Source organism: Alcaligenes sp. DN25, assembly GCF_023674485.1.
GTDB classification, from domain to species: domain Bacteria; phylum Pseudomonadota; class Gammaproteobacteria; order Burkholderiales; family Burkholderiaceae_B; genus Alcaligenes; species Alcaligenes phenolicus.
In genome coordinates this window covers 1,874,546-1,887,182 of record NZ_CP098408.1, presented here as the reverse complement: position 1 = coordinate 1,887,182, position 12,637 = coordinate 1,874,546, and the positions used below count along the sequence as shown (strand labels likewise).

Here is a 12,637-nt window from a genome sequence, read left to right as displayed (position 1 = left end):
ATGAAGACGATAAAAGCACTTTAGACTGCAAGACACTTGGCCTTCTATCAAAAAATAGTCATTTGTTTTATTTTTTTGGACATTCCTGAATATGGGCTACGCATCCCCTGAACGCGGTGGGCGAGCACTGGACTTGTCTCACTCCGATACCTCGCCCTTGCTGGTCAGCGGGGTAATCGAGCATTACCCTGCCGGCCATGAAGTGCCCCGCCATCGCCACCACCGGGGGCATCTTTTGTATGCCACGGAAGGGGTGCTGCTGGTACAGGCCGACACCGGCCAGTGGCTGGTGCCCCCGACCACCGCCGTCTGGTTGCGACCCGGCGTGCCGCATCAGCTCAATGCCACCACCGCCGTGAATGTGCATGGTTTATTTATTGATGAAATTCTGGCCGCACAATTACCGGACCACGATTGCGTGATCCATGTCACACCACTGGTGCGTGAATTGATTGCAGCACTGGTGCGGGTGATTCCGCAAGAGAACCCACCGTTACGAGACGCCTTACTGGGACAGCTATTGATAGAAGAGTTGCGTGTGCTGCATCCCCTGCCTTTTCATTTGCCCTGGCCGCAAGAGGAATTGATGCGACGGATTTGCGAAGACCTGGTGCGCTCGCCAGCCCAGCAAAAAACGATGGATGAGGTGGCGCAGCAATACGCCTTGACGCCGAAAACCTTACATCGGCGCTTTCTGAAAAGCACGGGGATGAATCTGGGGAAATGGCGGCAACAGATGCGCTTGATGGCCTCGATCCAGTTTCTGCTGCAAGGCAGGTCCATCACGCAGGCGGCGCTGGAAAGTGGCTATGAAAGTTTGAGCGCTTACTCAGTAGCCTTTAAAAAGACCTTTGCTTATCCGCCTTCGGAGTTTCTGGCGACTTTGAGCCAGTACCCTGATAGGGAGCACGATGCGGGCATGGTCTGAAGCCGATCTCGACGACAAGGATGTCTGGCAGATTGGAGTAACTACTTAGTCTGCCAGCCTGCTTTCTGGCTGATCCCATGCGCTATACGGATATTCATGCATCCATCTCAGGCCTGTCTACAAGACCCATCGCCCTCTTGAGCACTTCGCAAAACCAGCTGTTCAGCAGAAACAAAAGTACGACGCGAGCAGGCCAGGACCGCGATAGCAGCCCAGCGTCATCAACTCTTGCAGACTTCCTGCCGCAGTTGCTCTGCCGAGAGCTTGATCATCTTGCCGTTCTCTACCAAGACCACCGAGGTATTGGTTTGCATGGCCACAAAACGTGCCGACCGCGCTGCACGCTCCAAGGCGGCCAGCGAAGCCCGCAAGTCCGGGTTTTTTGCTTTGGAAATATCTTCTTTATTCATCTTTCTCTCCCCACTCCAACAGGACTGGCACACTGCCTGCGTTATCGTACAAAACCCAATCATCCACGGTATCCCGATAATGATGCAGGAAGTTCTTCATGCCAGCCGCAAAGCGGCGACGAATGACGGGTTCGGGGATGTTATGGCCCCCCTGACGTACCCGTTCTGCCACCCGCGCGATCGCCATATCCGCGTCGGGCAGACTTAAAAAATACAAGCTGACGCGATAGCCCTGCGCCTGCCATTTTTCAATATGGCGAACATAGCCTTGGCCAGACAAGGTCGTTTCCAGCGCGAAGCTCTCGCCCAGGCGAACCGCTTCTTTCAATTCGTCCAGCATCAAACGCCCCGCTTTGATGGCTGCGCTTTCTGGCGCAAAAGGCGACAAACCTGCAGCAATCAGATCTGCATTGATAAAGCGCAGCACCTCCGCCTCGGCCGGGAGGAAAGAGCGCGCAAACGTCGTCTTGCCTGCCCCGTTCGGGCCAGCAATGATCAGAATCTTTTTGCTCTTGCCCGTGTCAGCGTTGTTGCCAGACATAAATACACCTAAACAATGTCCACATTGAACAGATTTGTATCATACATTGGCGAAAAGGCCAGCCAAGCACCTTGCTTTGGCCGCCACGCATCCGTTGGCCAAGGCGAGTTTTCAGGCGATAAAAAGGCTCCTTGAGCACAAGGAACCTTTTCAAGGAGCAGGCGGGAATGCCCCGCTACCAGGCCATAGCGAGTGATCTATTGACGCTTTTTCAGCGGGCAGGTGCTCAGGCCCAGCATGGGGTACAGCGGGCAAAAACCGACCAGCCCCGTGATCAGAGGAATCAGGCCCAGCCAGCCCCACCAGCCGATGACGTTCGTGACTGCCAGCGCAATCAGCACCACACCCACAACGATACGAGCAATACGATCCAAACCACCTACATTGCTTTTCATGGCGAATCCTTTTAACAAAGAAGCAAGGGGAAAACGGGTCGGGCGATGGCCTGCAGGCGATGCGCCCCGCCCCTGATGCCATCAGGCTCAGGGACAGAAAATATCTTTCAAGGTGCCAATCAAGGTGGCGACATTCGGGTCCTCAATGCGGTAATACAGGGTTTGCGCCTCGCGCCGGTAGCTGACCAAACCTTCCTGGCGCATGCGCGCCAAATGCTGCGACAGGGCCGAGGGGCTTAACGCCACCATCTCGTTCAGTGCTCCCACACTCATCTCGCCTTGCTGAATCAAGAGACACAGAATCACCAGGCGTTTGGGATTGCCCACCGCCTGCAACAAAGCGGCCGCTTGATCAGCGCTCTCTTGCAACAGCTCGATGTCGGATTTGCTTTGGATCATGGTTTATCCAGCTTTTCTTGCGCATTAATTTAGATGGATTTTAATTTAGCATATACTGAATTAATGCAGTCAACAATTTCAGCATTCCTTTGCTTTTGTTAATACGACAGGAGTCATGCATGAGTGAAACTAGCTACAAGCAACTGACCCAAGGCATTTCCAGCAATCTGGCGCAGCTACGTCAGACCCAAGCCGACGTGATGAAAGGGTTTGGAGATCTGGGCAAGGCCGCCATGACAGGCGGCGCCCTCGATGCCAAAACCAAAGAATTGATAGCCTTGGCAATTGGCGTAGCCACCCATTGCGAGGGCTGCATAGGCTTTCATAGCAAGGCCTTGGCGCAGATGGGAGCCAGTCTGGAAGAAGTACATGAAGCCTTGGGGGTTGCGATCTATATGGGCGGTGGTCCATCCGTGATGTACGCGGCCAATGCCGTTGCCGCATTCAATGAATTCAAGTCTTGAACCGAAACAAGGAGAATTGTGATGCCTAAACCCGCTGCTTTTGTATCGACGCTGTTCCATGCCCAGGGCAATCCCGACAAAGTAACTGTGGCCCTGACCATGGCTGTCAATGCGGTTCAGAAGGGACATAGCGCCTGCCTGATTCTGATGGCTGAAGGAGTCGCGCTGGGTGTACCCGGTGCCGCCGACCCCATCAGTATTGGCGCCCCCTTTGAACCGGCAGCAGAGCTGTTGAAGAAATATCTGGAACAAGGTGGACGCGTGGCCGTGTGCAAGTCCTGCATGCTGCATAACGGCCTGAGCGCCGAGCAGATGGACCCACGCTTTGAAATCATTTCCGCGCCGGATGTGATCGACCTGCTGATGGGCGCAACAGGCTCTTTGCAGATTTCCTGATAAGCTGCATCGTCAAATGCAAAGCAGGCCACAACCATTTCTGTGTTTTGGCCTGTTTGTTATCGACACGCCATGCCCATGTTCAGTAAAGCAAGCAACCGACCTGTAAGCGCATCAAGCCGAATGCGCCAGCAAAGCCTCCAGCAAAAAGAAGCTGGCGCATGCCGATTCCACCAGTTCAGTCTGCCCCGGCGCAACTTTATAAAGATGCCCCACAAAACGGCCGGTCTCAATTAACTCGGGAGTCAGCAAGGCATCCAGATACAGGCGCGATTGCTCCTGCAGCCATTCTTGTTCCGGCAGAATCTGCCACAGCTCATACATGGCCAAAGAAGCAATCGCCCAGGCCGAACGGTCTACCGGGCTTAACGGAGATTTCTGCGTCAAAAAGCCATGTGCAAACCTCCCCCAGCGCTCATGCCAATATCGACAAGCATTCAGGGCTGCTTGAGCATAGGACTTTCTGTCATACAAGCGCGTTGCGCTTGCCATTCCCAACATGGCCCAGGCCTGCCCTCGTTGCCAGGTTTCAGCGCCCTGCTCGGCCAACACATCGTTCCCGCGTAGCAAGACCGTATCGCGCCAGGCTCCGCTGCGTTTTTGCAGATAACGCAGGCAGGCATCCACATGCCATTGCCCAAACTGACGCGCCACCGGCCCACCCTGCGCATCCAGCACTAAAAGCGTAGGAGCCAGAGCATCCACATTCAACATGTGATTGCCCGCCTCCCCGCCCCCCATCCCGGAACCCAAGGGCCAGAAGCCACTGGAGGCATCAAAGCTGTTCAGCAGAGCTTGTGCAGCCTGATCGACATGGGCTTCGGCCTCTCTATCCCCATGCCAGATGCTGCCCAGGCCGGAGCCATACCAGAACACAAAGCTTCGATTGATGCTGGGCTCTTCCAGCCAGACTTGCAGCTTCTGACACCAGTTCAGCGCCTGCTCCCTATCCTGCTCCTGACCGCTGATCAAGGCGCGTCGCCACCACAAGCCCGCCCAGAAGCCCCCCAACCAGGAGCCACGTCGCGACAAGGTCCATTGCTCGGATGAGGACTGTCTGAACAAGGGAAACTGCTCCCCACATTGCTCTGCAATCTGGTCCATATTCGCAAAAATGGACTCGATGCTGGCTGATCCCAATACCTCTACAGACATTCCATCATTCCCCTTTCGCCATGCGACGAACCTGGTACAAAATCAGGCACAACAAGCCAGCGCACACCAGAATACCCATCAGGAAAGGCCAGGCAGCGGCAAAGCCTTCGGGCGAGCGCAGCAGCACACCAAACAGTGGCGGACCAAAGGCAAAGCCACCAAAAAACCCGACGGACAACAGCCCTGCGGTACGAGCCGGCGCCCCAAAACGGGCATCCCGCAGCAACATGCTCATGGCAATGGCATTGGTGGCAACCAGGGTCAAGCCAATGGCCAACACCCCGGCTCCCAGGGGCCAGAGCCTGTCCGGTGCAGCCATCATCATCAGCAACAAGGCCACAATCGGGATGACAAACAGAATGCCCAGCAACAAGGTTTCATCCCCAAAGCGGGCAGCGATAGGCGTCAAGAGCACTCGGGACACAATCCCCATTACCCCAAAGCCACTGACCAGCATCCCTATCCAGTACGGCGACACGCCCAGTTGCTGCGCAAACACGCCCAGAAAAGTGATGAAGGACGACAGCACCAGACCCGCGCACAGCTGAATGGCCATTAACAGCCAAAGTTGTTGGCTGGGCCAGGGCAAGCGCCAGGACATGCTGCCGGCTGCGGTGCTGGCTCTGGCTGGCAAAAGCTGCAGGGCAAAGTAGGACAGGCACAGCATGGCAGGTACCCACACCACAAACGCCCCCCGCCACCCCAGTTTGTAGGCCAGGGTGGGCAGGACCAGACCGGCCAGCAAGGCCGAAGCCTGCACGCCGGACTGCTTGATACCAACCAGCCCCGCCTTGCGCTCTGCCGGTACCAACTGGGCAATGGCCTGATTGGTCACCGGGTTGGCCAAGGACTGCGCCAGGCCGCACAAGAGCAAGGCCGTCAGCACACCCCAGAAACCCGGCAACACCGCAATCAGGCTGAAGGACATGGCCACCAGCAGGAACAGCAAAAACAAACCGTGCCGATTGCCCATGCGCTGCACCAAGGCCCCCGCCCACGGCGAAAGCAAGGCAGCCAGCCCAAAAGTGCTGGTGGTCAACCAACCCAGTTGCTCGCGCGAGATGCCCAGATCCTGAATGATTTGCGGGCCCAGGACGCCGATGGCATAGAACACCATCATGGGCATGCCCATCGCCAGAGTCATCAAACTGGCCAGCACCCAGGGTGAACGACTTGCCCGTGTCGATAGCATCATGCGACTGCCTTGTTCATATCTGCCATCTCTTGAGTGGCGTAGTGGGCTTGCAGCAAGTGCTTGCCAACGGTACTGATCAAGGCGTCGTCCGCCCCATCCAGAATATGCGTGGTACGCGCTGCCCGATAGATGCCGGACAAGGGGCTCCAATCGGCCAGCCCTTCGGCCCCCATGATCTGGATGGCGGAATCTGCTGCCGCGCTGACCGCATCCGACGACGCCAGCTTGGCCACATTCACCTCCACCGCATTGGGCAAACCCGCGTCGAACTTGACAGCCGCTTCACGCAGCAAGCAACGGGCCGAGTTAATGGCCCGGTACACCTGATAGACCCGCGCCCGAACCAGTTGCTTGTCCGCCAGACGGGCCAGTTCTCCGCGCTCCGAGTGAATGCGCTCGCACATGATTTCAAAACTGCGTTGCGCCAAGCCCAGCCATTGCACGGATCGCAAAATACGCCCCAGGGCCAGACGCTTTTGCATCAGGGCAATGCCCTGCCCAGCGCTGCCCAGAACATAGTCCTCCGGCACGGTCACATTGTTGAACAGCAGCTCGTTCTGCCCCTGATAACGCCCCAGCAAGGGCAAGGGGCGCACAACTTTAAAGCCTGCCGCATCCGTGGGCACGATCACCATGGACAAGGACTCATTCACGGGGCCGTCCGCGCTGCGCGCCACCACGGTCGCAAAGCTGGCCTGTTGCGCCCGACAAATAAACCACTTGCGGCCATTCACATGCCATTGCCCGTCTTTCAGGCGAGCCTGACATTGCATGGTGGCCGGAATCGAACCAATGCTGTCCGGCTCGGACATGGCGTAGCTGGACACCGCATCCCCCTTGAGCAAGGGCGTCAGAAAGCGCTGTTTGACGCTGGCCGAGCCATGATGGCTCAACATATACGCATCCAGCGTGGCATCTGCCCCGAAAATGCCAGGGCCATATTCAGAGCGTCCTTCCTGTTCGGCCACAGGCAGGTACTCAACCAAACTGGCGATCCGACCACCACGATGCATAGGGTAGAAGCTGCCGAACAAACCCGCCTGTTGAGCACGACGTGTCAGGTCCAGAGTCAGCTCGCGGGCCAGATTATCCCCCTGGGCCAGAATGCCCTCGTTGGGGATGATCTCGGTATCCACAAACTGCCGCAGCTTGCGGCTCAAGGCTGCGCTGGAAATGGCAAGGTGGTTCATGCTGCTATCCCCGCTGCAGTCTTGGCCCCAGAGCCCAATGCAGCAGCATCAGCGGCCAAGGCGCGCTTGTCGATCTTGCCTGCAGGCGTCAGCGGCAGGCTGCGGTAAAAGCGCAGATACTCCGGCAGCTTGTTCACTTCCAGACCCTGCTCACGCAAGAAGTCGGTAATCTCTTTCAGGGAGAAACGTGGCACGCCTTCACGCACCGTCACGCACAAGCAAATACGCTGGCCCAGATCCGCGTCGGGAACCGGCACGCAAGCCACAGTGACTACATCCGGGTGAGCCATGACCAGGCCTTCAATTTGCACCGGGCTGATGTTCGCGCCACCACGAATAATGATGTCTTTCTTGCGACCTGCCAGCACCAACTGCCCTTGGGCATTGATATAGCCCAGATCGCCCGTTTTCACCCAACCCTGTTCGTCCCGATACTGGGCATCCAGCTCCGGAGCGTTCACATATTGCATGGGGCTCAAGGGACCACGTGCGGTGATTTCGCCTACCTCACCTTGCGGCACTTCGGCACCCTCGTCATCAATCAGGCGGATCTCGCACACCTGCGGATTGGGGGTCCCCACACTGCTCAAGACCACTTCGATGGGATCGTCCAGCGTGTTGTGGCAGTTCACCCCATCGGCTGAGCCGTACAGGCTGATAAAGCCGCACCCAAACGCTTCCACGCAACGGCGTACCGTAGCTTCGTCAATGACTGAACCGCCCACAATCAAGCCGCGCAAACTGGCTTTATCGGCCTTCTCCAGCTCAGGCGCTGCCGCAATACGCTGGAACATGGTGGGCACGCCCAGAATAAAGCTGGGTTTGAAGGCATTGATGGCGGCAATCGCACTAGGCACATCAAACTTGGGCAAGACCACCAAAGAACCTCCCAACCAGCACAGCACACCGAAGGTGGCCGTAGAGCCAAATGAAGAACCCAGCGGCACCAGATACATGCCCCGGAACTCCACATCATTGGGGGAAATGCGTTGCAGGAATCGGCCCCGCCCACCCACCAGCGCATTATGCGAATAGGCCACCAGCTTGGGCTCGGACTCGGTGCCCGAGGACACCAGCAAACGCACTGGCGAATTGGGGGACACCACCGGCAATTCGGACAAGGACAGGGGTTCGCCCTCGAACAGAGAATCCAAAGTCATCCAGCCCGGACGCGATGGGCCTTGCACAATCAGGACACGCAAGGACAGCAGCGTAGGCCGCAAGGATTCGATCACTTCGCACAAATCAATGCCTGCATATTCATGCGGCACAATCACCGCCCGTGCATCGCAACGACGCACCAGCGACTGAATATCCAGCTTGCCCCGTCCGGGTGGGAAAGGCGCCACAATCGCCCCCAAAGCAGCGGCGGCCAGGTCAATGGCGCAGCACACCCAATGGTTGCTGAGCTGATACGCCACCACGTCTCCCGCCATAATCCCTGCCCGACGCAAGCTGCCTGCCAGACGCAGAGCCGCGTCCATCAAGGCGCTATAACTGATATTGCCTTCGGGCGAGAGCACCGCCAGTTTGTCCGGATGAGCCTGAGCTTTTTCCGCAAACAGCGTAAAGACCGGCTTGTTCGGGTAGGTACCGTCCTCTATCCAGCGTTGGCGCAATGACGCAGGGACCAGATCGATGATGCCAGCGTGATTCATAAAAACCTCCAGGGAGAATTAACAGACGAATAGCCCTTGTCATGGAAATGAGACGTCAGACGTGGATCAGCACGCAGTTGCGCCAGATTGCTATGGACGCGGCGGGCCGGTATGCCCAGCACATCCAGTTGCGTTTCCAGGCTACGGGCAGACTGGGACAGAAGACGATCCGGCAAGACCGTCCAGACAGCATCGGGCGACACATTCAGCCACCCGGCCAGGACATGCAGATGCGTTTGATCCTGGCAGTCGATGACGATGAAGCCCTCGCCCGTCTGGAACACCGCCGACACGCCAGTTTTACTGATGGGAGAAATGGCCTGGGCCAGATGATCGGCCGTGGCTAACAAGGAGCTGTCTACCCGCAAGCCCGACCCGCTCAGGCCCCGGCGCAGCAAGGCGGCACTGATACCCAGCGCGGCCATCACCCCGCCCAGCACATCCAGCACCGTAAACAACGACCCGCCCCGTGCATCCGAGGTTTGAGATATGGTGTGAGCAATGCCCGACCAGGCTTGCACCGTGAAGTCCGTCCCCGGCGCATCCACTTGCTCCTGGCCCCAACCGCCCGCATAGGCGTAGACCAGATCCGGGCGCACCGCGTGCAAGTCCTGGGCATCCAGTTGCAGCTCGGCCGCCTTGCCGGGTGCCCAGTTATGCAGAAATACATCAGACTGGCTCACCAATTCGTAAATGGCCTGGCGGCCTTGAGCCGATTTGATGTCCACTTCCTGCACCATCTTGAATTGATTAAGCGCATCAAAGCGCACCGAGCAGCCATCCACGCACGGTGGCATGGCACGCAAGGGATCACCACCGGGCGGTTCCAGACGAATCACTTCGGCCCCCAGCAGCGCCAGCAAGTGACCGGCAATAGGCCCTTGAATCCGACGGCAGGACTCCACCACCCGCAAACCACGCAGGGGCAAATCGGCCTTGGATGGCAAGGTGCTCAATGAGCCGGGCGCGGCATGAATCTGATGCTGCCACAGACCGGCCAAGGCCGCGTAATCACTATCGCTCTGGCGTTGAGCCGGTGTACGTACCGGCAAGATGGCCATGCCGGTCTGCAAGGCCAGTTCCTGCAAACGGGCAAAGTTCAGGGCTTGCAGACTACTTAAACACGCCGCGGGCATGGGGCACACCGCTTTGGCATAGCGCAGCAGAAATGCTTTCCAGGCCTGACCAGCCAGATCGGCCGGTACGCCCACTGTTTCCCAAAAAGCGCGCCAGGGTCGCGGGTCCAAGGTTTCCAGTTCAAAGACCACGCCGTCTTGCGAAACAAAGGGAGGCCGCAAGCCGGGATCGTAACTACCCGCCAATAACTGTTCGGGATCTTGAGCCGCCGTTGCCCCGGCCAGATACTGCCCGATACTGAGCAGGCCGCAGCCCAAGGGCGAAACCGACACCGTAGAGAAACGCCCGCCGCGCAATTGGCCCAAGGCCGCCGCCAAGGTCGCTTGCAGGGTCATGGCTGAACTGAGCACGGCCAGATAATCCAGGCCCAGCGTGCCCGACAGGCCACTGGAGCGTCCATGCACGGACAAGATACCGCTGGCAGCCTGCATGCTCAGCTCGCTGATCGCGGCTTGCGTCATGCCGCCCGCCTCGGTTTCCAGATGCGTGCTAATCGTTCCAAAATCAGGCGAATACAGGCTGAATGCTGCTTCGTCTTGATGGCCTGCGGATTGTCCTTGTTCAGATAAACCCAGCAATCGAGCCTGACGGCTCAAGGCAGCAGGCAAGCCCGGCCAATACGGGGGCTGTGAGCCCATCTGCCAACGTAATCCGCAGCCATGTAGTAATTCAGACATAGTTCCAAACCAGAGTGATGCGCACGCCAAGTGCTGATTGCAGAAACCAGCACTTGCACCATGAAAATCCAGACCAGATGGTCTTAGCCCCCTGCTACGGCAGGCAGTACGGTCAGGCTGTCACCAGCACGAGTAGTGGTTTTCAGGCCATCACTGAAACGGATGTCCTCTTCGTTCACGTAAATATTCACGAAACGGTGCAGGTCTTCGCCGCTCATCAGGCGCGCCTTGATGCCGGGAAACTGGCCTTCAAGATGCTCGATCACTTCGCCTACCGAAGCGCCCTGGGCCTGGACTTTCTTCTCGCCGTTCGTCAGTGGACGCAGCAAGGTCGGAATAGAGACTGAAATGGACATGCTTAAAACTCCTTTGAAATAGTGGTTTCCAACAGCCGGGATACACGCTCCCCTTGGGGGAGCGACGCTGCTCCCTAGACAATCACGATGGTTTCTTCGGTCACACCGCCGTCGATAATCCGGAAGGATCGAACCGGCACGGTGGCCTGATCCCAGGTGGACACGATCAAGTAATGCAGTTCGGGATGGCCCGCAAAATCAATGTCATCCTTGCTCGGGAAAGCCTGGCTGGCGGTATGAGAGTGATAGATCACGCAACACTCCTGATCGTCCTCATCCAGACGGCGGTAGACCTGAAATTGCTCACGCGAATCGAACTGATAAAACACCTCCGAGGCCGCCCGGTTTTGCATGGGCAGCACACGCTCGGCCACCAGTGAACCCTCCTTGGCGGCGATCAGTCCGCATGCCTCGATGGGGTGATCCTGCTTGGCATGATTCAGAACTTGCTCCAGAGCAGAACGACGAATCTGCAAGGCCATAATGTGCTTCCTCCCGAACTTAGTAAGACGCCAATTCGGGAGCGACCTGCTCCACCCAAGCCAGCACGCCGCCTTCCAGATTGCGCACCTTGGGGGCCTTCAACTTGATCAGCTCTTCGCACACGGTCCTGGAACGCGCACCGGAGCGGCACGAAATCACCAGATCCGCATTCGGACCAAAGGCAGCCAGAATCTCGGCGGCGACGGTGGGCGATTTGGGCATCAGAATCGCGCCAGGAATATTCACGATTTCCCATTCATTGGGATCGCGCACGTCCACCAGGACAGGGGCCTGCTCTTGGTCCAGCAGCTCTTTCAGCTCCAGCACAGTCATGACAGGCACGGGGATGGCCATGGCATCAGCCGGTGGATTCAGGCCGCAGAAAGTTTGGTAATCGCCCAGCTCGGTCACGGGCTTGCGATTGGGCAGGCGGCGGATGGGCAGTTCGCGGTAGCACATATCCAGTGCGTCATAAGCGATCAGGCGGCCGATCAAAGGATCGCCAATGCCGGTAATCAGCTTGATGGCTTCGGTGGACATGATGGAGGCAATCGAGGCGCACAAGACACCAAACACACCGCCCTGCGCGCAAGACGGAGCCAGCTCGGGCGGTGGGGGCTCGGGGTACAGGTCGCGGTAGTTCAAACCTATGCCACCGGGCGCGTTTTCCCAAAACACCGAGACCTGGCCTTCAAAGCGGAAGATCGAACCCCAGACATAGGGTTTATCGGCCAGCATGCACGCATCATTGACCAGATAGCGGGTCGCAAAGTTGTCGGTGCCGTCCAGAATCAGGTCGTAGCGCGAGAACAGCTCGACCGCCATGTCCGGTTCCAATCTGTCGGTATACGTTTCTACCTTGATATGGGGGTTCAGCTTGTGAATCGCACGCTTGGCGCTTTCCACTTTCAGCTCGTCAATGCTGTCTACGGTGTGAATGATCTGGCGCTGCAGATTGGACTCATCCACCCGGTCAAAGTCGATGATGCCCAGTGTGCCCACCCCGGCTGCGGCCAAGTACAGCAAGGTGGGCGAACCCAAGCCCCCTGCTCCGATAACCAGCACTTTGGCATTTTTGATGCGGCGCTGGCCTTCCATGCCCACATTGGGAATCAAGAGGTGACGGCTATAACGGTTAACCTCTTCGCGGCTTAAAGGCTCACCGGGCTCAACTAATGGGGGCAAGGTCATAATGACTCCTGGTTAAATACATATGAATACGAACAAGACTTATTCTCAAATATGACTGAAAA

The 12,637-nt window shown here is 57.6% G+C and carries 15 protein-coding genes; 3 read left to right on the top strand and 12 right to left on the bottom strand.

The features are described from left to right. Window positions 1–91: 91 nt before the first annotated feature. Window positions 92–928 (top strand): AraC family transcriptional regulator, encoded by an 837-nt coding sequence (locus NBV64_RS08715; protein WP_060185896.1) that lies wholly within the window; start codon window positions 92–94, stop codon window positions 926–928. Between the two features lie 221 nt (window positions 929–1,149). Here the strand turns inward: NBV64_RS08715 and NBV64_RS08710 are convergent, their stop codons facing one another. From NBV64_RS08710 to NBV64_RS08695, 4 genes are all read right to left on the bottom strand, one after another. Continuing rightward, the gene (locus NBV64_RS08710; protein WP_083053684.1) at window positions 1,150–1,338 is read right to left on the bottom strand and encodes a hypothetical protein; all 189 of its coding nucleotides are present in this window, start codon (window positions 1,336–1,338) and stop codon (window positions 1,150–1,152) included. Further along, window positions 1,331–1,879 carry an ATPase gene (locus NBV64_RS08705; protein WP_009454582.1) on the bottom strand — a complete coding sequence of 183 codons (549 nt, stop codon included), beginning with the start codon at window positions 1,877–1,879 and terminating at the stop codon, window positions 1,331–1,333. The genes NBV64_RS08710 and NBV64_RS08705 overlap by 8 nt, the downstream gene beginning before the upstream one ends. A 197-nt stretch (window positions 1,880–2,076) precedes the next feature. Beyond that, on the bottom strand, window positions 2,077–2,274 hold the full coding sequence (locus NBV64_RS08700; protein WP_009454584.1) for a YgaP family membrane protein: 198 nt from the start codon (window positions 2,272–2,274) through the stop codon (window positions 2,077–2,079). An 87-nt stretch (window positions 2,275–2,361) separates the two neighbouring features. Next, on the bottom strand, window positions 2,362–2,673 hold the full coding sequence (locus tag NBV64_RS08695) for an ArsR/SmtB family transcription factor (RefSeq protein WP_009454586.1): 312 nt from the start codon (window positions 2,671–2,673) through the stop codon (window positions 2,362–2,364). Between the two features lie 119 nt (window positions 2,674–2,792). Between NBV64_RS08695 and NBV64_RS08690 the strand changes: the two genes are divergently transcribed. Together NBV64_RS08690 and NBV64_RS08685 are read left to right on the top strand one after the other, a co-directional pair. Next, complete coding sequence (locus tag NBV64_RS08690; protein ID WP_009454588.1) at window positions 2,793–3,137, top strand: carboxymuconolactone decarboxylase family protein; 345 nt, start codon at window positions 2,793–2,795, stop codon at window positions 3,135–3,137. A 21-nt stretch (window positions 3,138–3,158) separates the two neighbouring features. Further along, the gene (locus NBV64_RS08685) at window positions 3,159–3,533 is read left to right on the top strand and encodes a DsrE family protein (protein ID WP_009454590.1); all 375 of its coding nucleotides are present in this window, start codon (window positions 3,159–3,161) and stop codon (window positions 3,531–3,533) included. Between the two features lie 114 nt (window positions 3,534–3,647). On the opposite strand, the gene NBV64_RS08680 is transcribed toward NBV64_RS08685, so the two are convergent. The 8 genes from NBV64_RS08680 to moeB all read right to left on the bottom strand — a co-directional run bounded on the left by NBV64_RS08680 (window position 3,648) and on the right by moeB (window position 12,575). Then, entirely contained in the window at window positions 3,648–4,688 is a 1,041-nt protein-coding gene (locus tag NBV64_RS08680) for a hypothetical protein (protein WP_250757107.1), read from the bottom strand. A 4-nt stretch (window positions 4,689–4,692) separates the two neighbouring features. Then, window positions 4,693–5,883 carry an MFS transporter gene (locus NBV64_RS08675; RefSeq protein WP_250757106.1) on the bottom strand — a complete coding sequence of 397 codons (1,191 nt, stop codon included), beginning with the start codon at window positions 5,881–5,883 and terminating at the stop codon, window positions 4,693–4,695. Further along, entirely contained in the window at window positions 5,880–7,073 is a 1,194-nt protein-coding gene (locus tag NBV64_RS08670; protein ID WP_250757105.1) for an acyl-CoA dehydrogenase family protein, read from the bottom strand. The genes NBV64_RS08675 and NBV64_RS08670 overlap by 4 nt, the downstream gene beginning before the upstream one ends. Then, window positions 7,070–8,731 carry an AMP-binding protein gene (locus NBV64_RS08665; protein WP_250757104.1) on the bottom strand — a complete coding sequence of 554 codons (1,662 nt, stop codon included), beginning with the start codon at window positions 8,729–8,731 and terminating at the stop codon, window positions 7,070–7,072. Before NBV64_RS08665 ends, NBV64_RS08670 begins: the two co-directional genes overlap by 4 nt. Next, on the bottom strand, window positions 8,728–10,545 hold the full coding sequence (locus tag NBV64_RS08660; RefSeq protein WP_250757103.1) for a CoA transferase: 1,818 nt from the start codon (window positions 10,543–10,545) through the stop codon (window positions 8,728–8,730). The genes NBV64_RS08665 and NBV64_RS08660 overlap by 4 nt, the downstream gene beginning before the upstream one ends. Before the next feature lie 83 nt (window positions 10,546–10,628). Further along, the gene (locus tag NBV64_RS08655) at window positions 10,629–10,901 is read right to left on the bottom strand and encodes a MoaD/ThiS family protein (protein ID WP_009454599.1); all 273 of its coding nucleotides are present in this window, start codon (window positions 10,899–10,901) and stop codon (window positions 10,629–10,631) included. A 74-nt stretch (window positions 10,902–10,975) separates the two neighbouring features. Then, window positions 10,976–11,383, bottom strand: a complete 408-nt coding sequence (locus NBV64_RS08650; protein WP_009454601.1) for a M67 family metallopeptidase — start codon at window positions 11,381–11,383, stop codon at window positions 10,976–10,978. A gap of 19 nt (window positions 11,384–11,402) precedes the next feature. Beyond that, window positions 11,403–12,575, bottom strand: coding sequence for a molybdopterin-synthase adenylyltransferase MoeB (moeB, locus tag NBV64_RS08645; protein ID WP_009454603.1), 1,173 nt, complete (start codon window positions 12,573–12,575; stop codon window positions 11,403–11,405). Window positions 12,576–12,637: the final 62 nt, after the last annotated feature.

Excerpts from the sequence above, each read along its gene's own strand:
- NBV64_RS08715 (WP_060185896.1), top strand. The coding sequence starts at position 92 with ATGGGCTACGCATCCCCTGAACGCGGTGGGCGAGCACTGGACTTGTCT.
- NBV64_RS08695 (WP_009454586.1), bottom strand. The coding sequence starts at position 2,673 with ATGATCCAAAGCAAATCCGACATCGAGCTGTTGCAAGAGAGCGCTGAT.
- NBV64_RS08665 (WP_250757104.1), bottom strand. The coding sequence starts at position 8,731 with ATGAATCACGCTGGCATCATCGATCTGGTCCCTGCGTCATTGCGCCAA.
- NBV64_RS08700 (WP_009454584.1), bottom strand. The coding sequence starts at position 2,274 with ATGAAAAGCAATGTAGGTGGTTTGGATCGTATTGCTCGTATCGTTGTG.
- NBV64_RS08710 (WP_083053684.1), bottom strand. The coding sequence starts at position 1,338 with ATGAATAAAGAAGATATTTCCAAAGCAAAAAACCCGGACTTGCGGGCT.
- NBV64_RS08705 (WP_009454582.1), bottom strand. The coding sequence starts at position 1,879 with ATGTCTGGCAACAACGCTGACACGGGCAAGAGCAAAAAGATTCTGATC.
- NBV64_RS08675 (WP_250757106.1), bottom strand. The coding sequence starts at position 5,883 with ATGATGCTATCGACACGGGCAAGTCGTTCACCCTGGGTGCTGGCCAGT.
- NBV64_RS08680 (WP_250757107.1), bottom strand. The coding sequence starts at position 4,688 with ATGTCTGTAGAGGTATTGGGATCAGCCAGCATCGAGTCCATTTTTGCG.
- NBV64_RS08690 (WP_009454588.1), top strand. The coding sequence starts at position 2,793 with ATGAGTGAAACTAGCTACAAGCAACTGACCCAAGGCATTTCCAGCAAT.
- NBV64_RS08660 (WP_250757103.1), bottom strand. The coding sequence starts at position 10,545 with ATGTCTGAATTACTACATGGCTGCGGATTACGTTGGCAGATGGGCTCA.
- NBV64_RS08670 (WP_250757105.1), bottom strand. The coding sequence starts at position 7,073 with ATGAACCACCTTGCCATTTCCAGCGCAGCCTTGAGCCGCAAGCTGCGG.
- NBV64_RS08650 (WP_009454601.1), bottom strand. The coding sequence starts at position 11,383 with ATGGCCTTGCAGATTCGTCGTTCTGCTCTGGAGCAAGTTCTGAATCAT.
- moeB (WP_009454603.1), bottom strand. The coding sequence starts at position 12,575 with ATGACCTTGCCCCCATTAGTTGAGCCCGGTGAGCCTTTAAGCCGCGAA.
- NBV64_RS08655 (WP_009454599.1), bottom strand. The coding sequence starts at position 10,901 with ATGTCCATTTCAGTCTCTATTCCGACCTTGCTGCGTCCACTGACGAAC.
- NBV64_RS08685 (WP_009454590.1), top strand. The coding sequence starts at position 3,159 with ATGCCTAAACCCGCTGCTTTTGTATCGACGCTGTTCCATGCCCAGGGC.